Source organism: Microbacterium halotolerans, from assembly GCF_003569805.1.
Classification (GTDB): Bacteria; Actinomycetota; Actinomycetes; order Actinomycetales; family Microbacteriaceae; genus Microbacterium; species Microbacterium halotolerans.
Genome location: NZ_KZ984051.1, coordinates 1,345,352 through 1,367,868, shown reverse-complemented (window position 1 = coordinate 1,367,868; position 22,517 = coordinate 1,345,352). Strand labels below are relative to the sequence as shown.

Below are 22,517 nucleotides of genomic sequence, written 5' to 3'. Positions count from 1 at the left end.
TCCGACATTCTTGCATGAGTCGTGATCACCAGCATCGAGGACAGTTTCCCATCGGCTGCGCGCGAAAACCCCGCATCACCGAGGCGCGAATACGACCTCCGCGAACCGCGCCTCCCCGCCGACAGCCTCGAGACCGATCATCCGGCCGGTGAATCCTCCGGCGAGCTCGGTCGAGACGTACCGTCCGTCGATCTCGGCGATCGAGGTGAACTCACCGTCCGCCTCGTAGCCGATCGACACCGTGTCGGGCCCGACGCCGCTGGAGTGGTACCCGTCTCTCGCGCGCGCCCGCAGCGCGAGACGCGCGCCTACCGGAAGCGCAGCCTGCGCGAGCACCTTGTCGAACGGCGCCGACACCGCGCGCGCCCGCAGCACCCCGCCGACGATCTCCGCCCCGTACCAGTGCCCCGCGTCGATGCGCACCGACAGGCATGCATCTGCGTCGACTGCCGCCGTCGCGTCCCATTCGAGCGCGGAGACCCTGCTGCACAGCACCCGGGTCTGCTCGGCCGAATCGGCGTCGCGTCCCGCTGCGAGCACGAGTCCGTCATCGACGTGCGAGAACGACTCCCGCGCGACGCTCGGTGACACCCAACGCGCGCCCAACGCTTCGAATCGCTCGATGAATCCCGCCGGATCCGCGGCGCCTGCGAGCACATCCTCGTCGACGACCGGCCAGTCCTCGACCCAGTCGACGCCCGCGAGGAAGGTCTCCCGACCGTTCACGTGGGAGGGCGGGAACGACCCGTTCTGCCGGATGCCGAGGAAGACCATCGCCCAGCCGCCGTCGGCCCGCTCGACGAGATCCGCGTGCCCGGTGGCCTGCACCGGATGCCCGGTGCTGCGGTGCGAGAAGATCGGATTCGCCTGGTGCTGCTCGAACGGGCCGCGCGGGTCGCGTGAGCGCGCCACCGAGACCCCGTGTCCGAGCCCGGTTCCGCCCTCGGCGACGATCAGATACCACCAGTGACCGCGCCGGATGAGGTGCGGCCCCTCGGTGTCGGCGAGCCCGCCGTCCGGCCACAGCATCCGGGCTTCGCCGAAGCGCTCCCCGGTTTCCGGATCGATCTCGACCTGGCAGATGCCGGGCGGGCTCATGCTGCGCCATGTCAGCAGGCACCGGCCGTCATCGTCCCACGCCAGATCCGGATCGATGCCGATCGTGTCCGGCACGCGCACCGGTTCCGACCACGGGCCATCCGGATGCTCGGCGTGCGTGATGAGCTGCCCTTCCCGGATGCGCCCGATGGTCGTGGTCGTCAACCAGAAGCGACCGTCGTGGTGGCGCAGCGTCGGCGCGAAGACACCGCTGCTCGCACCCTCAGCGCCCTCCGGGGATGCGATCTCCTCCGCATCGGGCAGTGCGTGCCCGACCAGCTCCCACGTCACGAGGTCCGCAGAGCGGTGGATCGGAACGCCCGGCACGTACTCGAACGACGAGTTCGCGATGAAGTACTCCTCCCCCACACGGCAGATCGACGGATCGGGGTGGAAGCCGGGAAGAATCGGTTTTTCGCCCATGACGACGAACCTACGCGAGCCGTATGGCGATACCCAGCGATCTCCACTGCCCGGGGCTCAATCACTGAGCCACCAGACAAAGGGTTCACCGACGAGCCCGAGAGGCGGTTCGAACGCGAACCGGAGCAATGCCGCCTCCAGCGCACGCAGCCCCTTCGGCGTGCGAGGGAACCTCGCGTGGTGGCAGAAGATGATGCCGGTGTGATCTGCCGCACTCGCCATGGCGATCGAGAACGTGGTGACGTCCTCCGTCACGACGGCGCGTCGCTCATCCGCCGCCGCTCGCAGCACGGCGGAGTCGCTCCGACCGACGAGATCCGCCCTTGACACCACGGCCTGCGCGTCGATGCCGCGCTCACGCAGAGCCCCGGCTGTCCGCTCCGGATAGTGTTCATCGAGCAGAAGCGCAAGAGCCCTCCGCCCCGGTTCACTCACGCCGCCTGCAGCTTCCGCCGAGCCTCCCAGGCCGCCAGAGCTTCATCCTGCGCCAGATGATGCCGCTCGATCACGCCGTCGATCTCGTCGCGGTTCTCGGCCCAGTAGGCGAGCGCGGCGTCGACCGCGACCGCGGGAAGGCCCGATGTGTCGGCGATCGCTGAGACGCTGCGCTTCCCTTCGTCGTGCGCGTTCCACGCATCGGCGATCGTCCACACCTGCGGCCCATCGATCAGCGCCGCGCGCCGTTCACCCGTCTCCACCTGCACGAACCGGATGCGCGGATGCGCCTGCATCTTCAGCCATTCGGCGACCGCAGTGTTGACGACGCTGTTCTTCGTCTGAGCGTGGCGCTTCACGAAGCTGGCGAGATGCTCTTCCACGCCCGAGGCGAATCGGATATTCATCGGGGCTACCATGCACTACAGTGTAGCCGAGACCTTCGACATCGCCCAGAACCCCGCCATCACTCCGCGGCGAGCGCCTCCAGCAGCTTCGCGATCGCAACGGCGCCGGGGTCGGGCACACCGATCGCACGGTCGCCGAGGTAGCTGCTCCTGCCGAGGTGCGCCGCCCCCTGTGCCGTCGCCTCCGCTCCGGCCCGCGCCGCCTCGGCGGCCTGGCCGAGGCCGCCGCCCGAACGGAACGTCTCGGCAGCGGGCGCGAGAGCGTCGACCATCGTCCGGTCTCCCGGCTTCGCGCCGCCGATCGCCATCAGCCGCTCCACTCCGTGCGCGAACGCGCCGCCGGCGTCACCCGAACGCGCGATCTCCTCGCCCATGCCGAGCAGCATCGCGGCGTAGAGGGGTCCGGATGTGCCGCCCACGACGCGGCGGGCGATTCCGGATGCGCCGCGCAGGAACGCCGCGGCGTCTGCACTGGCCGCGAGCGAGGCTTCCGCATCGAGGATCGCCCGTGCACCCCTGGCCAGGTTGGTGCCCATGTCGCCGTCGCCGACCCTGCGGTCGAGTTCGGTCAACTCGGTCTCCGCATCGATCGCCGCACGGCACACGCGCGAGGCGATCCGGAACAGCTGCTCGCCGATCCGAGTCGGATCGCCACCCGGAGCCTCATCCGTCTTCGGCGCCCCCGACGGCCGCGATCGCACGCCGACGTGCTCAGCGGTGCGGTGCGGGAACGCCGCGACGACCGCCTCGGCGCTGAGCAGCTCGACGAGTTCGTCGTCCGCAGCTGCGACGGTCACCGATGCTCCCGGCATCTCGAGCGATGTCAGGAACGGCCCGGCCCATGTCAGCCGCACGCGTGCTCCGCGGGCTTCCAGCGCGCGGAGCACGTCGCCATGCAGAATGCGGATCTCGAGGTCGGGGGTACCGCCCAGCGAGTTCACGAGCACGACGATCTCGTCGCCCGAAACGCCGTCGATGGCGGCCCAGACCTGCTCGACGAGAACCTCAGCAGTCTCGGCGGAGCTCTGCGCCTCGCCTCGATTGCGCCCGGGCTCGCCGTGGATGCCGAGGCCCCACTCGACCTCGCGCTCGCCGAGTTCGAAGTTCGCGCGCTCGCTCCCCGGCACCGTGCAGGCGCCGAGCGCGACGCCCATCGTCGCCGCCCGCGCCAGAACGCGCTCCACCGTGCGTGTCACTTCGTCGAGGCTCGCTCCTCGTTCTGCCGCAGCACCCGCCACCTTGTGTGCGAGCACAGTGGCCGTGAGCCCGCGCCTGCCGGCTCCGGCGGAGTCGCCGAGAGCAGCGTCGTCGGCGACGATCACCCGCTCGACCCGGATGCCGTCAGCACGCGCCATCTCCGCGGCGAGCGAGAAGTTGAGCACATCGCCGGTGTAGTTCTTGATGATCAGCAGCACACCGGCACCCGTCGCGACGGCGTGGATCGCCGCGTAGACGTCGTCGACCGATGGCGATGTGAACACCGGCCCCAGCACTGCAGCATCGAGCATGCCGCGCCCGACGTACCCCGCGTGCGCCGGTTCGTGCCCCGAACCGCCGCCGGAGACGATCGCGACACGATCATCCGGCTTGCGCTCGGCGTCGCTGCGCACCACCACCGGCGCATCGTCGAGCCGCGCCAGATGCGGCCACGACGAGACCAGCCCTGCGATGTAGTCGTCGATGACGTCCTCTGGAGCGTTGATCAGCTTCTTCATGCGATCCATCCTGCCTGTGTCGGGTATGACGCGCTCAGATCTCGAGCACGAGCTTCTTGCCGAGGCAGCGCGAGACGCAGATCATCATGACTTCGTTCTCCGCACGCTCCTTCGCGCTGAGGACGGCATCGCGATGATCGGGCTCGCCCTGCACGACGAAGGTCTCGCAGGTGCCGCATGTGCCGCCCTCACACGACGACGGCACGGGCACCCCGGCCTCGCGCACCTTGCCGAGGATCGATTCACCCGGCTCGACCCTGATGGTCCTGCCCGTCAGCTCCAGCTCGACGTCGAAGGGGTGGTCCGTGGCCAGGTTGGTCTCCTGGTCGTTGACGAACCGCTCGACGCGCACGTCGCATCCGGATGCCTCCGCCGCGGTTTCGAGGTCGTCGAGGAGCCGCTGGGGCCCGCACGCGTAGACACGCGCGCCGGCGGCATGCGCGCGCCGGACGAGGTCACCCGCATCCATGCGCCGCCCTCCGGCTTTTTCGTAGCGATGCACGCGATCGCCGAACTCATCGAGGGCAGCGACGAAAGCCATCGACTCCCGCGAGCGACCCGCGTAGTGCAGTTCCCAGTCCGCCCCGTTCTGCTCGGCTTCGCGCAGCATCGGCAGAATCGGCGTGATGCCGATGCCGCCGGCGATGAACACGAGTCGGTCGGCTCGCTCGAATCCGAAGTTGTCGCGCGGAACGGACGTGCGCACGAGCTGGCCCTGACGGATGGCGTCGTGAAGATGACGGCTGCCGCCCGAGCCCCCATCCTCGCGAAGCACCGCGATTCGGTAGCCGGATGTGTCGTTCGGGTCACCGCAGAGGGAGTACTGCCGGATCAGCGGAGCGGCGCCTTGGCGATCTACGAGGATGTCGATGTGGGCGCCGGGGCGCCACTCCGGCAGCGGCTTGCCCTGCGGATCGACGAGAGAGACGCTGATGACCCCCTCGGCCTCGTCCGTCCGCTCGGCCACCTGCAGCGTGAGGGTCTCCGCGGTCATACAGCGGCCTCCTCCTGCGATCGGTAGTCGGTGTGCTTCGCCTGCTGGATGAGCTCGTACACCCTGGCCCGAAGCTCTGCGAAGCGCGGCAGCGCGCGAGTGCCGAGCTGATCGCGTTCGTCAGGGAGATCGACCGAGACCTCTTCGAGCACGAACGTCGGAGCATGGGACAGCACCATGACGCGCTGCCCCAGATAGACCGATTCATCGATGTCGTGCGTCACGAACAGCACGGTCACGCCGAGCGTCCGCCACAGGTGCCTGACCAGATCCTCGAGGTCGGCGCGCGTCTGCGCGTCGACCGCGGCGAAGGGCTCGTCCATGACGAGGATGTGCGGCTCGTACGCGACCGCACGGGCGATCGCGACGCGCTGCTGCATGCCACCGGAGAGCTGCCAGGGATACTGGCGCCCCGCACGTGCGAGCCCCACCGCATCGAGCGATTGAGCCACGAGTTCGCGCCTGCGGCCCTTCGCGATGCCCTTCGCCTTCAGCGGAAGCTCGACGTTGTCGGCCACGCTCAGCCACGGGTACAGGCTGCGGCTGTAGTCCTGCAGCACCACCGCCATACCCTCCGGAGGCTCCGAGACGGCGCTTCCCTCCAGCTCCACCTCGCCTGAGCTGGGTGCGAGCAGTCCGGAGATGCATCGCAGGAACGTGGTCTTGCCCGCCCCGGACGGCCCGACGATGCACACCAGTTCGCCGCGCTTCACTTCGAAGTCGAGCCGCCCGATGGCTTCGACAGCACCGGGGCCTGTGCCGTAGACCTTGTTCAGTCCCCTGACGGACAGCATGACTTCGTCTTCACGTTCGCTCATGATGTTCACCTCTCCTGGGCCTGCATGCCCATGTACCACCGCAGCACGCGGCGTTCGACGAGCCGGAAGAGCGCGTTGGCCAGCACTCCGATGAGGCCGAGCAGGATGATTCCCGTCCACATCGGGGTGAGCTGGAACAACCGCTGGAACTCGATGACGTTGAGTCCGATGCCGTTCGTCGACGCGAACATCTCGCTGATCACCATCATGATGATGCCGATCGACAGCGCCTGGCGACCGCCGGCGAAGATCTTGGGAGACGCCGCGGGAACGACGACGCGGAAGAATCGGCGCGCACCGGTGATCCGGTACGAGTTCGCCGTGTCGATCTGGGTGCTCTCGATGCCGCGCACGCCCTCGACCGTGTTGATCAGAATGGGCCAGACGCAGCCGAATGCGATGACCGTCACCTGCATGTTGGTGCCGATACCGGTGAACAGCATGATGATCGGTACGAGCACGGGCGGCGGCACAGCGCGAAAGAGCTCGAAAACCGGTTCGAGCAGCAGCCTGAGGCGCAGAAAGCTCCCCACGAGCGCACCGCCCAGCACCCCGATGACGACTGCGAGCAGATACCCGGCGAGAAGGCGGCCGAGGCTGGGAAGCACGTCACCCGTCAGCCTCCCGGTGAACCAGGTGTCGGGGAAGGCTCCGAGGATCGTGCTCGGGCTGGGCCAGTAGATGTGCTGGGCCGAGTGGGCGGCGACCTGCCAGATCGCGATCAGCACGACAGGAACGGCGAGAACGGAGACGATCCTCATCAGGATGCCTCTGATGCGGCGCGAACGATCGGCGGCGTACGACATCACATCCCCTCCCCTCGTACGGATGCATGCCAGAACAGCATGCGACGCTCCAGGAACCGCACACCGACGTTGATCACCACACCGAGGAGCGCCGCGACCAGGACGAATGCGTACATATTGGATGTCGCGGCCGAAGACTGCGCGACAGTGATGAGATTGCCGATCCCCGGCGACCCGATGATCAGTTCACCGGTGATCTCGAGGATCAGCGCAACCGCCGCCGACAGCCGGAATCCCACGATCAGGTACGGCATCATGCTCGGCCAGATGACCTTTGCCACCGTGCGCGGAAGACCGAGCCGGTAGCTGGCCGCGATGTCGAGCGCGGTGCGGTCGACATCGCGCACGCCGTACACGACCTGGATCAGGATGGGCCACAGGCTCGCGAACACCACCAGGACGAGCGTGGCCTGTGTCGTCGCTCCGAACAGCAGCGCCGCGAGCGGAACGAGCGCCACCGACGGAATCGGGCGGAGGAACTCGATCGTGGACGACAGCAGCCGGTCCACGATCGAGATGCTTCCGATCACCACGCCGAGCACGACGCCGAGCACCGTGGCGACACCGAGCCCGACGAGCCATCCGAGGACCGTGCTCCCGAGCGCCGCCCAGAACGTGCTCGTGGATACCTGAGCACCCAGAGACTGCAGAATCTCGTGCAGCGGAGGGAAGAAACGGGGATTCACCAGCCCCATCACGGGGCCGAGCTCGAGAACGAGTGCGAGGAGCGCGAGCCCCCCGGTTCCCCATACGACAGGATTGGGACCGGAGCGCTGCCGCCTCGGCGCCAGCGCGATGGTCGACATCGTCCGCGTCAGCGATGCTCGCCCGCGCACGGTGGATTCCTGAGTCATGATGACACGACTTTCCTTTCCGAAGTCGACGTCACGCGACGGTGATCACTGCGGATCGACGTACGTGGCAGCCTTCTTCGCGGTGCCTTCCGGATCATCGATGGTGTCGGCGTCCGCGCCGGCCTCCGCGACGATCAGAAGGTCGTCGTAGCTCAGACCCCAGGTGAAGTCGGTGAGGATCATCGTCTCGGCAGCATCCGGATCGATCTGAGTGAAGTTCCCCAGCTCCGCGCGCACCTCGTCCGAGTGCTCGCTGCTGTACGCGAACGACTTCTCGAGCGCGCTGACGAAGGACTCGTACAGATCGGAATCCTCCGCGATCGCTTCGTCGGATCCGAAGTACAGCGCCGTGGCGAAGTTCTCGTCCACGTCAGCGTACGGGCTGGTCACCTGCCTGGTGCCCTCATCCAGCAGCAGCCCCAGGAAGGGTTCGGCGGTCGACACCGCATCGACCTCGCCGTTCTCGAGCGCCGCCCCCATGTCCGGCAGCGCCATCTCGACGAACGTCACCTTCTCCGGGTCACCGCCGTCCTTCGTGACCGACTGCCACAGCGCGACCTCGTGCAGACCGTGCAGCGCGTTGACGGCGATGGTCCTGCCCTCGAGATCCTTCGGTGACTGGATGTCGCTGTCCTCGCTCACGAGGAGGGCACCGTGGTCTTCGCCCTGCACGCCTGTCGTGCGCCCGCCGACAGCGATCGCCTGCAGCGGCATACCGGCGTCGATGGCCTGGAGCAGGTTGATCGACCCGCCGTATTGAACGTCGTACTGGCCGTTCAGCAGCGCGGGAATCATCGCGGCGGTGCCCTGGCCGAACTCGATGTTCAGCTCGAGCCCTTCGTCCTCGAAGAACCCCTGGTTCTCGCCGACGTACAGTGCCGCCATGTCGACGACGGGTACGCCGACGACGTTCACCGTACGGAGCCCGCCTTCCGACTCCTCCGGTGCGTCTCCAGAGCCGCCGCATCCCGCGAGCGTCAGCGCAAGCGCAGCGGCGCCTGCTGTGATGATCGAAATCCTCTTCATTGAGCCTTCTCCTTGTGTGTTGAGGTGTTTCTATGCCGCGCGCGTGATGCGCATCGGCAGGTTCTCGAAGCCGCGAAGCCAATTGGAATAGAAGATCTCCGGCTCACCGATCAGTTCGATCGATTCCGCCTGCTGCGCGAGCGCGGTCAGCAGGCACGTCGCTTCCATGCGCGCCATCATCTGCCCGACGCAGCCATGGACGCCCGTACCGAACGCAAGATGACCGGATGTGTCGCGGTCGAGGTCGAAATCGTTCGGGCGATCCCAACGGCGGGGGTCGCGGTTCGCCGCGGCGAGCGCGACGACGACCTTCTGTCCCGCAGGGATCACCGCCTCACCGAACGCCGCCTCACGCGTCGTGGTACGGCCGATGAAGGGGCTCGACGGCGTGAAGCGCAGCGTCTCCTCGAACACCTGGCGTGCCAAAGACGGATCACCTCTCAGCCTCTCCCATACCCCGGGCTGATCAGCGAGATGCCGCAGAGCGAACTGAATGCCGAACACGGTCGTGTCGATGCCGGCAGACAGGAAGGTCCGCACGAGCATGCCTGCGTCCTCCTCCGTGATCTCGCCTTCGTCGACGAAGCCGTAGATCGTCTGGCCGAGCCCTTCCTCGTCGAGCGCCTCACGACGCATCTGCCATGCGACGAACTCGGAGGCTTCGCGCGATTCCTCTGCCGCGCGACGGTAGCGCTCGTTGCGCGGCCCCGCCGCATTGAAGTTCAGGTTCGAGTACGGCAGCAGATGCCTGCGACCCTCCTCGTGGAACCCGAGCGCGTTCGGCAGCACGTGAAGCGGATACGCCTCGGCGAGATCCTTCGCCGCGTTGAGCTCGCCGCCGATCACTCGTGAGACGAGCGCGTCGGCGTCCGCCTGAAACGATGCCCGCAGCCGTCGCACGACTCTCTGGCTCAGGATCGATGTCATGATCCGGCGATACTTGGTGTGAGACGGCGGGTTGTTCTCCAGGATCACGCTCGGCTTGCGCCAGTTCTCCTCGAGTCGTGTGTTCGTCAGCCCCGTGCCCGCGCCCGACTCGAAGGTCTCGTAGTCGCGCATCACGTCCTCGACGACGGAGTGACGGCCGGTGAACCACGTGCCGTACTTCTCGAGGTACACGACCTCACCGGACTCGCGGATCGCATCATCGATCTCGAGCGCGTTCTCGAGGCCTTCTTCGGAGAACGGGTCGATCGACAGCACTGCGGCTCCCATGTGGGTGGTCGGCATTGATCACTCCGTGTCGTTCGTGGTCGCGTCTCGCGGCCTTCCGTCAGAGACACAAGCAGGTTATATTTAACCTAGATTAATTGCAACCTACATGTTCCATCGCATCATCGTCGGCCCTCCGCTCCGGCAGCCAGATAGGATTCCCGCATGTTCACACCAGGCGAGCCCCGCGCTCGGGAGTCGATCCTCGAGAAGGCCCGCGCGCAGGGGCTGGTGACCGCCACCCCCACGGACACGATCGTTCGTGACGAGTACACCCCAGCGCTCATCCATCTCGTCTCGAACATCCTCGTCTGGGGCGGATCTCGGATCTTCCACCATCTGCACGGTGTCGGCATGAACGAGTGGCGCATCCTGTCGGCGCTGGCGAACTATCCCGGCGCGACCGCCCGAGACGTGATCGAGGTCCTCGGCATGAACAAGTCGATCGCCTCACGCAGCGTCAATCGACTGCTTGAACTGGAACTGGTCGCCCAGTTGAACGGATCGCGCGGATCGCGTCATCTCTTCCTCACCGACGAGGGAGCTCACGTGCACGAGGACCTGCTCCGTGTCGCACTGCAGCGCGACAAGATCCTCCACTCGAACCTGTCAGCCGACGAGGTCACCACGCTCAACACGCTCCTCGTCCGACTCCTCGACTCCGCCGACGCGCTGCAGGAGTTCGAGCAGGGGCTGCTGCGGGACGTCGCTCACGCCTCCCGAACCACCACGTCCTCGAAGGCCGCCCGCGGCACGTAGTTGTACCTGAACAGGGCATCGGCATCTTCTGCGAGTCGCGATGTCCAGCGCTGCGCGCCTTCACCATTCCCCGGCACCGCCACCAGCGCGACCAGAGCCAGCCTGTCCCCGTCCTCGCCCGCCGGGTCGGCGATCGAGAGCACATCATCCGCGATCTCGCCGTCGACGATCGGAACCTCGAGCGCCCCCTGATGCGCACGCAGGACCACAGACCCCAGGAACCGCACTCGTCCATCCGGTTCGCGCACGGCAGGGATCGTCACCCCGGCATCAGCGTCGAAGCCCGCACCGCCTTCGACCTCGACCTCGAGATCTCCTGCGCGCTGCATGTACTCGAGCAGCGAACGCTTCACGCCCCATTCGACGATGCATGACCTGTCCATACCGTCCATTCTGCCGCCCCCACTCCGCTCCGACACTCCGGCTACGATGCCGCGTTTATCCGGTCGAGCATCCCCTGCAGAGTCTCCGTCACCGTACGGACCTCGTCATCGGTCATCCCGGCGAGGATGATCTCCTCACCGCTCGTGGAGATCGGCTTCATCCGCGCGTGCATCTCGGCGCCCGCCTCGTTCAGGTACAGCGGGCGGGAGCCGCGGGGACCGTCTCCGACGACGATGAGGCCGTGATCGAGCAGCGTGTTCACACTCTTCGACACGACAGCCTTGTTCACGGTGAGGAACTCCGACACCTCGTTCGACGGCAGACCGGGTCGAACTGCGAGCGCCGAGAGCACGCGCCAATCGTTCGTACCGAGGCCCACCGTGCGCCTCAGCTCGTGCGATTCGCGCCACACCAGCGCATTGGACAGCAATGCGACCAGACGGGGCACGAACAGATCGGGCGAGATGACGTCTTCGAGCGGCTCGGTGACCGCACCTGCGGGGACTCCGCGCGATGCGGCCTCCGTCTCTGCGCTGACGTTGACGTCGGTCATCTCGCTCCCCTCTGACGGCGGCCCACCGCGGTACCCGCCCCATTGTCGCACCAGGTCGCGGATCGGGACGGATATGAGGCGTGAATCAACAAGTTTAAGTCTATTCTTGTTTACATCTAAATCGCATCCTGCTATCGTCTCCTCCACGGGGCCAACGTAGGCCCGGAACAGACAGTGCGAACGTCGAGGGCGACCCGCGGGCTGCCATCGACCTCGAAGGCGAGGAGACACACGCATGACCACAGCCGGAATCGATCCTGGCGAGCACCGCTCGGTCGCGGAGCTGGAGGACCTGGCCTACGAGCTCCGCCGCAAGCTGCTGGAGCTCTGCGGCACCTACGAGGGCGCGGTCCACATCGGCGGCGACATGTCGGTCGCCGACATCCTGACCGCACTGTTCCAACACGGCCTGCGCGTCGACCCGAGCGACATCAGCAACCCGAACCGCGACCGCTTCCTGCTGAGCAAGGGCCACGCCGCTGTGTGCATGTACATCGCCATGGCGATCCGCGGCTTCTTCGAGTACGACGATATCGTCGCCACCTACGGCCAGCTCGACAGCGCCTACGGCATGCACCCTTGCAAGGTGCAGCTGCCCGGAGTCGAGGCATCCACCGGCTCCCTCGGCCACGGCCTGCCGCTCGCTGTCGGCATGGCGCTCAGCGCCCGCGGCCGCGGTGAGAAGCACCGTGTGATCACGCTGCTCGGCGACGGCGAGACCGGCGAGGGCTCGGTGTGGGAGGCCGTGATGGCCGGCCGCAGCAACAGGCTCGGCAACCTCGTCGCCATCGTCGACCGCAACCGCCAGCTGATGACGAGCTTCGCCGAGGAGCGCGTCATGTTCGAGCCCTACCCCGACAAGTGGCGTGCGTTCGGCTGGAACGTCGTCGAGATCGACGGGCACGACATGTCGCAGCTCGTCGACGCGATCGACTCCCTCCCCGACACCGACAGCGACGTGCCCACCGTGCTCGTCTGCGAGACCGTCAAGGGCAAGGGCGTCGACTTCATGGAGCGCAACCTCGCCTGGCATGCCGGCTCGCTCAACCCCACCGACCTCGAGCGCGCACTCGCCTCGCTCGATGCCTCCCGCACGAAGGAGAACGCCTGATGCCCGAGACATTCACCTTCGGCGACATGCTGTCGGCCCGCTCCGTGATCGGCGAGACCCTCGCCGCCGAGGGCGCGAAACGCGACAATCTGTGGGTCCTCACGCCCGACATCGGCGCGACCCTCGTCGAATTCCGCGATACCTTCCCCGACCGCTTCATCGACGTCGGACTCGCCGAACAGGCGTGCGTCGGCATCGCCGCGGGCCTCGCCTACGACGGCAACATCTCCGTCGTCTCCGGAATGCTCCCCTTCCTCTCGATGCGCGCGCTCGAGCAGGTGCGCTCCGACGTGTGCTACCCGAACCTGCCTGTCAAGATCATCGGCACCCACGGCGGCCTGGTCGGCAACGGCGGCTCCACCCACTACGCCGTCGAGGACCTCAGCCTGATGGCCTCGCTGACCAACATGACCGTGACGTCGATCGGCGACCCCGTCATGGTGGGCGAGGTGCTGCGCCAGTCGATGGAGATGTCCGGCCCGATCTACATTCGCCTCGCCGTCGGCAAGAAGGACAAGGTGCTCTACGCGCCGGGCGAGCACGACATCAGGATCGGCAGGGGCATCGTCGCCCGCGATGGCAGCGACGTCACACTCTTCACCCACGGCACCACCGTTGCGCAGGCGCTCGACGCCGCGGACGAGCTGGCGAAGGAGGGCGTGAGCGTTCGCGTGGTCGACATGTGGACCCTCAAGCCCATCGACGCGGAGCTGGTCATCCGCTCGGCCTCGGAGACCGACGGCCGCTTCGTGGTGCTCGAGGACCACCTCACCTACGGCGGCCTCGCCACCCGGATCTCCGACGTCGTCACAGACAACGGCGTGAACCTGACTTCGTTCGAACGCCTCGGCATCCCGCAGGTGTACGCCGGCTTCGGCGACGACGAGGAGCTGCGCAACAAGCACGGCTACGGCCTCTCGCACACCGTCGACGCCCTGCGCCGGGCGGTACAGGCTCAGGAGGCCACTCGATGAAGACAGTCGCCGTCACCAAGATCGGCAGTCTGCGGGCGAAGAATCCGGATGAGCGGGGCGCGATCGGCGTCGTCGACCTCCCGGAGCCGGAGCTCGGCCCTGAGGACGTGCGCATCCGCGTCGCGTACGCGGCGATCTGCGGCTCCGACCCTCACCTGGCAGAGGGCTTCTTCGGCACGGATGTGCCCATCCCTCTCGGTCACGAGATCTCTGGCGTCGTCGAGGCGCTCGGTGAGCGCGCGACCCGCAAGGGCCTGCGCGTCGGAGACCGCGTCTCGGGCAACTTCCTGCGCTTCTGCGGAACGTGCCGCGCCTGCCTTGCCGGCAGTCAGCAGTTCTGCGAGAACATCCAGGAGTACAACCGGCCCGGCATGGCAGAGACCCTCACCTGGCACGAGTCTCAGGTGCAGAAGCTCCCGGATGAGGTGTCTCTGCTGCACGGCTCCCTGCTGGAGCCGACGTCGGTAGCGGTCCGCATCGCGGACAAGGCCCGCGTTCGCGTGGGCGACCGCGTCGCCATCTGCGGCGGCGGCCCCATCGGCCAGCTGGCGCTGCAGGTGCTCGCGCGCTCGGGCGCCACGGCGCTGACCCTCATCGAGCCGATCGCCGAACGGCGCGAGATGGCGCTGCGCCACGGCGCGCAGCACGTGATCGATCCAGTCGCCGAGGACCAGGCCGCGCGGGCGGACGAGATCACCGACCGGTACGGGTACGACGTCGTCATAGACGCGTCCGGTTCCCCGCGTGCTGTGCGCGGACTGCTCGACATCGCCGCCCAGGGGGCGACCGTCGTATACGGCGCCATGTATCCGGAGAGCTACGAGATGCCGCTGAACCTCTCGGACTACCTGTATCTGAAGGAGCTCACCATCACGGGTGTGTTCGTCTCGCCCTATGCGTTCCCCCGCGCCGTGCAGCTGCTGCCGCACCTCGATCTCGACGAGTTCACGCAGTCGGTGTTCGACATCGACGACGCGGCCGACGCGTTCCGGATGCACGTCTCGGGACAGCATCCGAAGGTCATCATCCGGTGCAATCGTCTCGCAGAGGACGAGCGATGACCACGGCGACCGCCGAGACGGCGGAGCTCGCGCTCGACGTGCGCGGCATCACGAAGCACTTCGACGGAGTGCAGGCCCTCGGCGGCGTCGATCTCGAGGTGCGTGCAGGCGAAGTGCACGCGCTCCTCGGCGAGAACGGCGCAGGCAAGTCGACGCTGATCAAGGTCGTCACCGGCGTGCACGGCCAGGACGCAGGCGAAGTGCGCGTCGGCGGCGAGCGCGCCGAGTTCTCCGATGTGAAAGCGGCGAACCGGGCGGGCGTGGTCGCGCTGTACCAGGAGCTGTCCATCATCGAGACGATCACCGTCGCCGAGAACATCGCACTCGCCAAGGGCGCACCGTCCGCAGGCGGCATCGTGAACTGGAACGAGATGCGGCGCGAGGCGCAGCGGCAGCTCGACCGGCTCGGTCAGCGCATCCCGCTGCGCGCGCTCGCAGGCGATCTCTCCCCCGTGCAGCAGACGATGGTGTCCGTCGCCCGCGCCCTGTCGATCGACGCCCGCGTGCTCATCCTCGACGAGCCGACAGCGTCGCTCACCGATACCGAGATCGAGGATCTGTTCGGCGTCATCCGGCGGCTGCGCGCCGACGGCGTCGCCATCGTCTACGTCTCGCACCGGCTTGAAGAGGTCTTCGAGATCTGCGACCGGCTCACGGTGATGCGCAACGGCCGCACGATCGTGACCCAGGATGTCGCCGAATCGTCGATCGACAGCGTCATCACATACATGGTGGGGCGCGAGCAGAACGATGTCTACCCCGATCGCGGCACGGCGACCGATGAGGTCGTGCTCACCGTCGACGACCTCAGCGGCAAGCGGGTCATCGGCGCATCGTTCACCGCACGCCGCGGCGAGGTCGTCGGCATCGGCGGGCTCGCGGGCTCCGGCCGCAGCGAACTGATGCGACTGCTCGCCGGCGCGCAGAAGCGCACGGGTGGCCGCGTATCGGTCGAAGGCACACCGTACAGCGGGCGGGGCGTCGGCAGGGCACTCGCCGCGGGCGTCGCCCTCGTGCCGGAGGAGCGGCGCAGCCAGGGTGTGATCCTGTCAAGCGGCATCGACGAGAACATCGCCGTGCCGAATCTGCGACGCGTCTCCCCCGGCGGCATCGTCTCCTACCGGCGCATCAGTGATCTCGCCCGCACCGGCATGGAGAAGCTGCAGGTCAAGGCTTCCAGCCCTCGCCAGCCCGTCGGGCACCTGTCAGGCGGCAATCAGCAGAAGGTCGTGCTGGCCAAGATGCTGGCGCGGACGCCGAAAGTGCTGCTGATGGACGAGCCGACCAGAGGAATCGACGTCGGCACGAAGGTCGAGATCTACCGGCTCATCCGGAGCCTTGCCGCATCCGGCACGACGGTCGTCTTCGTCAGCAGCGAGATCCCCGAGCTGATCGGGCTCAGCGACCGCGTGCTCATCATGCACGAGGGTCGCATCGCAGGCGACATCGACGCCGCCGCGGCCGACGAAGAGCTCGTTCTCACTCACGCATACGGAAGGAGCGCCTGACATGGCGCAGACAGAAGCCCTCAAGGTCGAGGCGGCCGCCCCCGTGCGGCGAGGCGTTCCCGGTTGGGTGTGGCAGAGCAGCACGGTCGTCGCCCTCGGTGTGCTCGTGATCGTGTTCACGGTGATCGGCGGCGGCGTGTTCCTGACGCCGGCCAACATCACGAACATCACGTACCAGATCGCTATCCTGGCGATCATCGCGGTCGCGCAGACGATCGTGATGGTGGTCGGCGACTTCGATCTCTCGGTCGGCACGACGGCGACGCTGTCCGGTGCGACTGCCGCTGCGCTGATGATCGGCGGCACCCCCATCCCCCTCGCGATCATCGTCGCGATCGCGGTCGGCGCAGGCATCGGGCTCATCAACGGCACACTCGTGGCGTACTTCGGCATCTCGCCGTTCATCACGACGCTCGCGATGATGACCACGTCCGCGGGGCTCACGCTCATCGTCACCGATGGGACGACCCTGTACGGCTGGCCGGAGGAGTTCGGCGTCATCGGCCAGGCGCGGCTGAACGGCGTGCCGTTCCCGGTGTTCTATGCGCTGATCGTCGCCGTGCTGATCTGGCTCGTGCTGCGGTTCACGACGATCGGGCGCAAATGGTACGCGATCGGCGGCAACGCCGAGGTCGCGCGCCTCTCCGGTGTCGCCGTGCGCCCCACCCGGATGCTCGCCTTCGTCTCGGCCGGCGCTCTTTCGGCGCTCGCCGGCGTGATCCTGGTCAGTCGACTCGGCTCGGCAGGGTCGGGCGGTGCCGAGACCATGATGATGTACGCCGTCGCCGCGACCTTCCTCGGCATGACACTGCTGCGCTCCGGACGGGCGAACGTCGGCGGCACGATCATCGGCGTGCTCATCATCGGCGTCGTGCAGAACGGCCTGAACCTCGTCGGTGTGAACACCTACGTGCAGCAGGTGCTCATCGGCGCGATCATCATCGCCGCCGTGCTGCTGTCGAGCATGAAGAAGAAGTCCACCTCCTGACCCGGCCCCGTCGGACGGCCACGATCGCCGTCGCGATTTCCGCTGGCACTGAAGAAACAACACAGCATCACAGACACAAGGGAGTTTCACGATGCGCACATCACACCTGTTCCCCCGCTTCGCGGCGGTCGGCGTCGGCGTTCTCGCCGCCGTCGCACTCGCCGGCTGCTCCGTCGACACCGGTATGGGCGGCGGCGGTTCGAGCAGCGACTCGGACAAGACCGACGGCCTCGGCGACGACGGCACCTTCACCGTCGCGGCGTTCACCGCCGGCTACGGCACACCGGCAGGAAAGCTCGCCATGGACGACTTCGTCGAAAAGGGCGAAGCTGAGGGCTGGGACGTCACGCTCTACACCAGCGCATTCGACTACGACAAGCTCAACAGCGACGTGCAGGCCGCGATCGCCCAGGGAGCCGATGCGGTGATGGCCGGGTTCCCCGATCCGCGCCAGATCGCCCCGATCGTGCAGTCGGCGCAGGACGCGGACATCCCGATCTTCTCGATCGACGGCGGCGTCGAGGCCAACCCCGACTTCGTCATCGACGAGACCTTCGGACAGCGGGCGATGGCCGATCAGACGATCGCCGCGCTGGGCGAGGCGATGGGCGGAGTCGACGGCAAGAACGTGATGGTGATCGGCCACGATCCGCACGTCGGCATCCACACGCGCAGCAACATGGCCGTCGAGACTCTCGAGGAGGAGGGCGCCACCATCGTCGGCGGCGAGATGAAGCAGGTGCTCGATCCCGGTACCAGCCGCACCGAAGCGCTCAACTTCGTCACCGACTACCTGCAGGCCAATCCCGACGGTCTCGACGGCGTCTGGACCGGATGGGACGACGCCGCCCTCGGAGCGGTGCAGGCGATCGAGGAGGCCGGCCGCGACGACATCTTCGTCACGGGCGTGGACGCGCTCGCCCAGACGGTCGACAAGATCCGTGAGGGCGGCCCGATGTACGCCACGGCCTCGCAGGACTGGATCGCCGTCGTCGACGATCTCGTCGGCTACCTGTCCGACTACGCCGATTCGGCCGCTCTTCCCGAGGAGAGCTTCGTCGAGCTCGAACCGACCATCGTCGACCCCTCGAACGCCGACGACTTCGAGCCCACGCTCGGCGTCACCGAATGACCCGGGTGGGGGCGGGAAGTCCCGCCCCCACCTCCGGTGACGGTTGTCGCCCGGCATCGACCACAGGAGTGAACGAATGAGCATCACCACACGCGAGGGCATCTGCTCGCTGTTCGACATGACGGGCGACATCGTCGTGGTCACAGGGGCGTCGAGCGGTTTCGGTCAGGCCGGAGCCGAGGCCTATGCCGCGGCCGGTGCCACGGTCGTCGTGCTGGGGCGCAATGCCGAGCGCACGACCGCGGTGGCAGATGGCATCATCGCCGCGGGCGGCGCTGCCCACGCTTACTCCATCGACCAGACTCGGCGCGGCGCGGTCGACGAGGTGATGGGCCGCGTCGTGCAGGAGGTCGGCCGCCCCACTGTGGTCGTAGCCAATGCGGGCATCTCCGGCGGGCCGAGCTATCGTTCTGGCGGCGAGCTGGCCGCGTACTCCGACGAGGAGTGGGACGAGGTCGTCGCGACCAACCTCACCGGCACATTCGAGACGGTGCGCACGGCCGCAAGGCTGCTCGAGCCCGGCGGCCGCATCCTCGTCACGTCCTCCACCGCGGGGATGCGCACCGACCCGATGGTGTCGTACGGCTACGTCACCACCAAGGCCGCCATCCTCAACTTCGTCCGCCAGGTCTCCCTCGAACTCGCTCCCCGGAACATCCGGGTCAACGCGATCGCACCCGGGCCGATCAAGGGCACCCGGATCGGCGACGGCAGGGTCGAGATAGATCCCGACTTCGAACGCGAATGGGAATCGACGATCCCGATGGGCCGGATGGGGACGACCGACGAGGTCCAGGGACCGATGCTCTTCCTGGTCTCGCCCGCATCGTCGTTCATCACCGGCGCGACCCTCACCGTCGACGGCGGCGCAGCCGCACTGTCGCACACCGCTTTCTGACTCGGCTGAACGCCGACCGACACCGAACACACCCAAGGAGAACCATGAAGCTTTCCGGCAAGTCAGCCATCATCACCGGAGGCGCCGGCGGAATCGGGCGCGCGACCGTGCTGCGGTACGTGCGGGACGGTGCGAAGGTGCTCGTCGCCGACCTCGATCTCGCTGCCGCGCAGTCGGTCGTCGCCGAAGTCGATGCGGCGGGCTTCGAAGGAGCGGCCGTCGCGCACGCCGTCGACGTGTCGGACTTCACCGATGTCGAGCAGATGGTGCAGGCCGCGGTCGACGCCTTCGGCGGCGTCGACATCATCTTCAACAACGCGGGCATCGCGGGCGGCAAGCCGCTGCTCGAGCACGACATCGAGGCCGACTACCACCGGCTGATCCGCGTCGACCAGGACGGCGTCTACTACGGCATCGTGGCGGCCGGCCGTCAGATGGCGAAGCAGGGGCGCGGAGGCGTGATCATCAGCACATCGTCGGTGTACGGCCAGGATGCCGCGGAGCTGTCGTTCACGTACAGCGCCGCGAAGGCCGCCGTGATCTCATTCACGCGGTCGGCGGCGTACGAGCTCGCCGAGCACGGCATCCGGGCCGTCGCCATCACACCGGGACGCGTGGCCACGCCGATCATCAACCAGTTCAGCGAGGAGCTCAAGCAGACCTTCGCCTCCGAGCAGCTGCGCGGCAGGCTCACCGATCCCGACGAGATCGCCGACGTGGTGGCATTCCTCGGCTCCGACGAGTCGCGCGTCATCAACGGCACGGTGGTGAACGTCGAGGACGGCTACTCGGTGTTCAAGCAGCGTCTCGACCTGCCGGTGTTCTGACATGTCGGCCACGGTGATCCCCGAGCAGCTCGACGTCGCGTTCCACGTCAGTGCGGCGTTGCCCGAGCCCGCGTCACCGGGGTCGGGCGACGTGCTCGACGCCGTCGCGGAACTCGGCTATCGACGGATCGTGCTGCCGCCGATCGATTCGCGCGACCTCGACGTCGACGCCCTGCGCGAAGCGTGCGAGCGCCGCGGTCTGACGGCGATCCCGATGGCGGGGCAGACACCGGACGCCGACGTCTCCAGCGTCGACCCCTGGGTGCGCGAGGCGGGTGCCAAGGCCCTGCGCGACGCGATCGAGCTCGCAGCGCGACTCGGCTCCGATCGGCTCGGCGGTGTGCCGTACGGGCCCTTCGGCCGACCGACCACCGGCGTGCCGCTGGACGCATGGCGGCGCTCGGCCGCAGCCGTCGGACTGGCGGCGGAGGAAGCGTTCGAGCGAGGCATCACCATGACGATGGAGGTCCTCAACCGCTATGAGACCGCGATGGTGAACACCGCGGAGCAGGCGATGGAATACGCCGAGCAGAGCGGTTCCGAACATCTCGCTATCCACCTCGACACCTTCCACATGGCGATCGAGGAGGCCGATGCATCCGAGGCGATCCGGATGGCTCTGCCGCGGCTGGCGTACATCGAGCTCGGCCAGTCGGGACGGGGTCTGCTCAGCCGAGGCTCGGTCGACGTAGCCGGCGTCGTGCGCGGTGCGCTCGACGCCGGCTACACGGGCCGCTGGGGCGTCGAGGCGTTCTCCGCTTCGCTGCTGTCTCCTGCCGCCCAGGACGCGCTTGCGATCTGGCGTCCCACGTATCGGGACGGTGTGAGCGTCGCCTCCGACGCGGCGGAGATCATCGAATCCGGATGGGCGGCCCACGAGGCGGGCGTTTCATAACAGAATCGAAGCAGGTGCGTTCCGGACCGCAGCAGGCGACGGATCGGGATGCACGCCAACTGACGTCGCGCGGCGAAGACGCTGCGCCGAACAACGAAGGAGAGGAATCCATGACGGATTCGAACGCCGCGAAGACGGCACTGTTCATCAACGGCGAGGAGCGCTCCACGGAAGAGGTGCTGCGGATCCCCGACCCTGCCAAGCCCGGTCGGATCGTGGGCGAAGCGGCCTCCGCGTCGCCCGCCGACGTCGACGACGCGGTCGCCGCGGGCAGGGCGGCGTATCCGGCGTGGTCGGCGCTCACGCCGCAGGAGCGCGCGAAGCAGATGGCCGACGCCGTCGCAACGCTCGGCGAGCACCGAGACGACGACGCCGCGATCCTCTCGCAGGAGAACGGCAAGGTCGTCGGCGAGGCGTGGGCGGACGCGTTCGTATTCGAGCTGCGCTGGAACCTCGCGCTCGCGGAGGCCGACAAGGTCGATGCCGTCGAGACGCTGGAGCCCGCGCCCGGCATCCCGGTCACGACGAAGGTCGGCTATCAGCCGCTCGGTGTGGTCACGGTTATCGTGCCGTTCAACTGGCCGATCGCGATCCTCGCCGCGGCTCTTCCCCACGCGCTTCTGGCCGGGAACACCGCGATCGTGAAGCCACCGCCCTCGGCGCCGTTGGCGACCACGCGCGTGGTGCAGCGCGTCGCCGAGCGGCTGCCCGCCGGTGTGCTGCAGGTCGTCACCGGCAAGGACGAGAACATGTCGTCGCTGATTCAGAACACCGACATCGCGAAGGTGTGCTTCACGGGATCAGTCGGCGGCGGCAAGAAGATGATGGAGATGGCCTCGAAGTCGCTCACGCGCGTGACGCTCGAGCTCGGCGGCAACGACGCTGCGATCATCACCGAGGACGCCGACCTGTCGGACACGCACCTCGATCGGCTGTTCGCGGGCGTCTACGACACCACTGGTCAGATCTGCATGAATGCCAAGCGCATCTACGTGCACCGTTCGCGCCTGGACGACGTCGTCGCGGGGCTCGAGGCACGGCTGCAGAAGACCGTGCTGGGCTACGGTCTCGACGAGGGCACCACGATGGGCCCGCTGCATCAGCCGACCCAGAAGGAGTTCGTCGAGGGTCTCATCCGTGATGCGAAGGACTCGGGCGCCGAAGTGCGCGAGTACGGCGAGCTGCCGGGCGGTGAGCTGGAGGGCGGCAATTTCCTGCGCCCTGCGCTCGTGATCGATCCGGATCCGTCGCTTCGCGTCGTCACGGAGGAGCAGTTCGGCCCTGTGATCCCGATCCTCCCGTTCGACACGGAGGACGAGGCCGTCGCCAGCGCGAACGACTCATGGGGCGGTCTCTGCGGCAGCGTGTGGACGTCGAGCCCGGAGACGGCGCAGCGCATCGGCTCACAGCTCGAGTGCGGCTATGTCTGGTTCAACGACCACGGCGCCACCCGCCTCGATCTGCGTGCCCCGTTCGGCGGTGTGAAGCAGTCCGGCTACGGCCGTGAGCAGGGTATCCACGGCGTGCGCGACTTCCAGGACACGCGCTCGCTCGCCACCCTCGACGAGGAGGCTCTCGCCGCGATGGCGCACTGAGCGCCGGTCGCACTTCGGCCCCTGGTCCGCTGTCGCGGGCCAGG

General features: G+C 67.6%; 23 protein-coding genes. 11 read left to right on the top strand and 12 right to left on the bottom strand.

Annotation, left to right across the window (positions count from 1 at the left end; translation table 11 throughout):
* Positions 1-75: 75 nt before the first annotated feature.
* The 10 genes from DZG09_RS06130 to DZG09_RS06085 are packed head-to-tail and all read right to left on the bottom strand — an operon-like array spanning position 76 to position 9,806.
* On the bottom strand, positions 76-1,521 hold the full coding sequence (locus tag DZG09_RS06130) for a glycoside hydrolase family 43 protein (RefSeq protein WP_119696739.1): 1,446 nt from the start codon (positions 1,519-1,521) through the stop codon (positions 76-78).
* 57 nt (positions 1,522-1,578) lie between these two features.
* On the bottom strand, positions 1,579-1,956 hold the full coding sequence (locus DZG09_RS06125) for a DUF5615 family PIN-like protein (RefSeq protein ID WP_119696738.1): 378 nt from the start codon (positions 1,954-1,956) through the stop codon (positions 1,579-1,581).
* Positions 1,953-2,375, bottom strand: coding sequence for a hypothetical protein (locus DZG09_RS06120; protein WP_162893182.1), 423 nt, complete (start codon positions 2,373-2,375; stop codon positions 1,953-1,955). Before DZG09_RS06120 ends, DZG09_RS06125 begins: the two co-directional genes overlap by 4 nt.
* A gap of 47 nt (positions 2,376-2,422) precedes the next feature.
* Entirely contained in the window at positions 2,423-4,078 is a 1,656-nt protein-coding gene (locus DZG09_RS06115; RefSeq protein WP_119696736.1) for a dihydroxyacetone kinase family protein, read from the bottom strand.
* Positions 4,079-4,112: 34 nt separating this feature from the next.
* A complete protein-coding gene (locus tag DZG09_RS06110; protein ID WP_119696735.1) occupies positions 4,113-5,072 on the bottom strand; it encodes a PDR/VanB family oxidoreductase in 960 nt (319 codons plus the stop codon).
* Positions 5,069-5,890, bottom strand: coding sequence for an ABC transporter ATP-binding protein (locus DZG09_RS06105; protein ID WP_240423736.1), 822 nt, complete (start codon positions 5,888-5,890; stop codon positions 5,069-5,071). The genes DZG09_RS06110 and DZG09_RS06105 overlap by 4 nt, the downstream gene beginning before the upstream one ends.
* Positions 5,891-5,895: 5 nt before the next feature.
* Positions 5,896-6,696 (bottom strand): ABC transporter permease, encoded by an 801-nt coding sequence (locus tag DZG09_RS06100; RefSeq protein ID WP_240423735.1) that lies wholly within the window; start codon positions 6,694-6,696, stop codon positions 5,896-5,898.
* A complete protein-coding gene (locus DZG09_RS06095) occupies positions 6,696-7,550 on the bottom strand; it encodes an ABC transporter permease (RefSeq protein ID WP_240423733.1) in 855 nt (284 codons plus the stop codon). The genes DZG09_RS06100 and DZG09_RS06095 overlap by 1 nt, the downstream gene beginning before the upstream one ends.
* 45 nt (positions 7,551-7,595) lie before the next feature.
* The gene (locus DZG09_RS06090) at positions 7,596-8,576 is read right to left on the bottom strand and encodes an ABC transporter substrate-binding protein (protein WP_119696734.1); all 981 of its coding nucleotides are present in this window, start codon (positions 8,574-8,576) and stop codon (positions 7,596-7,598) included.
* A gap of 30 nt (positions 8,577-8,606) precedes the next feature.
* Positions 8,607-9,806, bottom strand: a complete 1,200-nt coding sequence (locus DZG09_RS06085; RefSeq protein ID WP_119696733.1) for a cytochrome P450 — start codon at positions 9,804-9,806, stop codon at positions 8,607-8,609.
* A 147-nt stretch (positions 9,807-9,953) separates the two neighbouring features.
* Here DZG09_RS06085 and DZG09_RS06080 point away from each other — a divergent pair, with 147 nt between their 5' ends.
* Positions 9,954-10,547, top strand: a complete 594-nt coding sequence (locus DZG09_RS06080; RefSeq protein WP_119696732.1) for a MarR family winged helix-turn-helix transcriptional regulator — start codon at positions 9,954-9,956, stop codon at positions 10,545-10,547.
* Here the strand turns inward: DZG09_RS06080 and DZG09_RS06075 are convergent.
* Together DZG09_RS06075 and DZG09_RS06070 are read right to left on the bottom strand one after the other, a co-directional pair.
* Positions 10,499-10,930 (bottom strand): HtaA domain-containing protein, encoded by a 432-nt coding sequence (locus tag DZG09_RS06075; protein ID WP_162893181.1) that lies wholly within the window; start codon positions 10,928-10,930, stop codon positions 10,499-10,501. The two genes, DZG09_RS06080 and DZG09_RS06075, sit on opposite strands and share 49 nt — an antisense overlap.
* Positions 10,931-10,971: 41 nt before the next feature.
* Complete coding sequence (locus DZG09_RS06070; protein ID WP_162893180.1) at positions 10,972-11,484, bottom strand: MarR family winged helix-turn-helix transcriptional regulator; 513 nt, start codon at positions 11,482-11,484, stop codon at positions 10,972-10,974.
* Positions 11,485-11,719: 235 nt separating this feature from the next.
* Here DZG09_RS06070 and DZG09_RS06065 point away from each other — a divergent pair, with 235 nt between their 5' ends.
* The 10 genes from DZG09_RS06065 to DZG09_RS06020 all read left to right on the top strand — a co-directional run bounded on the left by DZG09_RS06065 (position 11,720) and on the right by DZG09_RS06020 (position 22,473).
* The gene (locus DZG09_RS06065; RefSeq protein ID WP_119696729.1) at positions 11,720-12,595 is read left to right on the top strand and encodes a transketolase; all 876 of its coding nucleotides are present in this window, start codon (positions 11,720-11,722) and stop codon (positions 12,593-12,595) included.
* The gene (locus DZG09_RS06060) at positions 12,595-13,569 is read left to right on the top strand and encodes a transketolase family protein (protein WP_119696728.1); all 975 of its coding nucleotides are present in this window, start codon (positions 12,595-12,597) and stop codon (positions 13,567-13,569) included. The genes DZG09_RS06065 and DZG09_RS06060 overlap by 1 nt, the downstream gene beginning before the upstream one ends.
* The gene (locus tag DZG09_RS06055; protein WP_119696727.1) at positions 13,566-14,630 is read left to right on the top strand and encodes a zinc-dependent alcohol dehydrogenase; all 1,065 of its coding nucleotides are present in this window, start codon (positions 13,566-13,568) and stop codon (positions 14,628-14,630) included. Before DZG09_RS06060 ends, DZG09_RS06055 begins: the two co-directional genes overlap by 4 nt.
* Complete coding sequence (locus DZG09_RS06050) at positions 14,627-16,138, top strand: sugar ABC transporter ATP-binding protein (protein ID WP_119696726.1); 1,512 nt, start codon at positions 14,627-14,629, stop codon at positions 16,136-16,138. Before DZG09_RS06055 ends, DZG09_RS06050 begins: the two co-directional genes overlap by 4 nt.
* Position 16,139: 1 nt before the next feature.
* Positions 16,140-17,126, top strand: coding sequence for an ABC transporter permease (locus DZG09_RS06045; RefSeq protein WP_119696725.1), 987 nt, complete (start codon positions 16,140-16,142; stop codon positions 17,124-17,126).
* Positions 17,127-17,217: 91 nt separating this feature from the next.
* Complete coding sequence (locus DZG09_RS06040; RefSeq protein WP_119696724.1) at positions 17,218-18,258, top strand: sugar ABC transporter substrate-binding protein; 1,041 nt, start codon at positions 17,218-17,220, stop codon at positions 18,256-18,258.
* A gap of 76 nt (positions 18,259-18,334) precedes the next feature.
* The gene (locus DZG09_RS06035; RefSeq protein ID WP_119696723.1) at positions 18,335-19,156 is read left to right on the top strand and encodes an SDR family NAD(P)-dependent oxidoreductase; all 822 of its coding nucleotides are present in this window, start codon (positions 18,335-18,337) and stop codon (positions 19,154-19,156) included.
* A gap of 44 nt (positions 19,157-19,200) precedes the next feature.
* Positions 19,201-19,983, top strand: coding sequence for an SDR family NAD(P)-dependent oxidoreductase (locus DZG09_RS06030; RefSeq protein WP_119696722.1), 783 nt, complete (start codon positions 19,201-19,203; stop codon positions 19,981-19,983).
* A gap of 1 nt (position 19,984) precedes the next feature.
* The gene (locus DZG09_RS06025) at positions 19,985-20,878 is read left to right on the top strand and encodes a sugar phosphate isomerase/epimerase family protein (RefSeq protein ID WP_119696721.1); all 894 of its coding nucleotides are present in this window, start codon (positions 19,985-19,987) and stop codon (positions 20,876-20,878) included.
* A 110-nt stretch (positions 20,879-20,988) separates the two neighbouring features.
* On the top strand, positions 20,989-22,473 hold the full coding sequence (locus DZG09_RS06020) for an aldehyde dehydrogenase family protein (protein ID WP_119697422.1): 1,485 nt from the start codon (positions 20,989-20,991) through the stop codon (positions 22,471-22,473).
* The last annotated feature ends 44 nt before the right edge of the window (positions 22,474-22,517 follow it).

Excerpts from the sequence above, each read along its gene's own strand:
- DZG09_RS06130 (WP_119696739.1), bottom strand. The coding sequence starts at position 1,521 with ATGGGCGAAAAACCGATTCTTCCCGGCTTCCACCCCGATCCGTCGATC.
- DZG09_RS06120 (WP_162893182.1), bottom strand. The coding sequence starts at position 2,375 with ATGGTAGCCCCGATGAATATCCGATTCGCCTCGGGCGTGGAAGAGCAT.
- DZG09_RS06115 (WP_119696736.1), bottom strand. The coding sequence starts at position 4,078 with ATGAAGAAGCTGATCAACGCTCCAGAGGACGTCATCGACGACTACATC.
- DZG09_RS06110 (WP_119696735.1), bottom strand. The coding sequence starts at position 5,072 with ATGACCGCGGAGACCCTCACGCTGCAGGTGGCCGAGCGGACGGACGAG.
- DZG09_RS06105 (WP_240423736.1), bottom strand. The coding sequence starts at position 5,890 with ATGAGCGAACGTGAAGACGAAGTCATGCTGTCCGTCAGGGGACTGAAC.
- DZG09_RS06100 (WP_240423735.1), bottom strand. The coding sequence starts at position 6,696 with ATGTCGTACGCCGCCGATCGTTCGCGCCGCATCAGAGGCATCCTGATG.
- DZG09_RS06095 (WP_240423733.1), bottom strand. The coding sequence starts at position 7,550 with ATGACTCAGGAATCCACCGTGCGCGGGCGAGCATCGCTGACGCGGACG.
- DZG09_RS06090 (WP_119696734.1), bottom strand. The coding sequence starts at position 8,576 with ATGAAGAGGATTTCGATCATCACAGCAGGCGCCGCTGCGCTTGCGCTG.
- DZG09_RS06085 (WP_119696733.1), bottom strand. The coding sequence starts at position 9,806 with ATGCCGACCACCCACATGGGAGCCGCAGTGCTGTCGATCGACCCGTTC.
- DZG09_RS06080 (WP_119696732.1), top strand. The coding sequence starts at position 9,954 with ATGTTCACACCAGGCGAGCCCCGCGCTCGGGAGTCGATCCTCGAGAAG.
- DZG09_RS06075 (WP_162893181.1), bottom strand. The coding sequence starts at position 10,930 with ATGGACAGGTCATGCATCGTCGAATGGGGCGTGAAGCGTTCGCTGCTC.
- DZG09_RS06070 (WP_162893180.1), bottom strand. The coding sequence starts at position 11,484 with ATGACCGACGTCAACGTCAGCGCAGAGACGGAGGCCGCATCGCGCGGA.
- DZG09_RS06065 (WP_119696729.1), top strand. The coding sequence starts at position 11,720 with ATGACCACAGCCGGAATCGATCCTGGCGAGCACCGCTCGGTCGCGGAG.
- DZG09_RS06060 (WP_119696728.1), top strand. The coding sequence starts at position 12,595 with ATGCCCGAGACATTCACCTTCGGCGACATGCTGTCGGCCCGCTCCGTG.
- DZG09_RS06055 (WP_119696727.1), top strand. The coding sequence starts at position 13,566 with ATGAAGACAGTCGCCGTCACCAAGATCGGCAGTCTGCGGGCGAAGAAT.
- DZG09_RS06050 (WP_119696726.1), top strand. The coding sequence starts at position 14,627 with ATGACCACGGCGACCGCCGAGACGGCGGAGCTCGCGCTCGACGTGCGC.
- DZG09_RS06045 (WP_119696725.1), top strand. The coding sequence starts at position 16,140 with ATGGCGCAGACAGAAGCCCTCAAGGTCGAGGCGGCCGCCCCCGTGCGG.
- DZG09_RS06040 (WP_119696724.1), top strand. The coding sequence starts at position 17,218 with ATGCGCACATCACACCTGTTCCCCCGCTTCGCGGCGGTCGGCGTCGGC.
- DZG09_RS06035 (WP_119696723.1), top strand. The coding sequence starts at position 18,335 with ATGAGCATCACCACACGCGAGGGCATCTGCTCGCTGTTCGACATGACG.
- DZG09_RS06030 (WP_119696722.1), top strand. The coding sequence starts at position 19,201 with ATGAAGCTTTCCGGCAAGTCAGCCATCATCACCGGAGGCGCCGGCGGA.
- DZG09_RS06025 (WP_119696721.1), top strand. The coding sequence starts at position 19,985 with ATGTCGGCCACGGTGATCCCCGAGCAGCTCGACGTCGCGTTCCACGTC.
- DZG09_RS06020 (WP_119697422.1), top strand. The coding sequence starts at position 20,989 with ATGACGGATTCGAACGCCGCGAAGACGGCACTGTTCATCAACGGCGAG.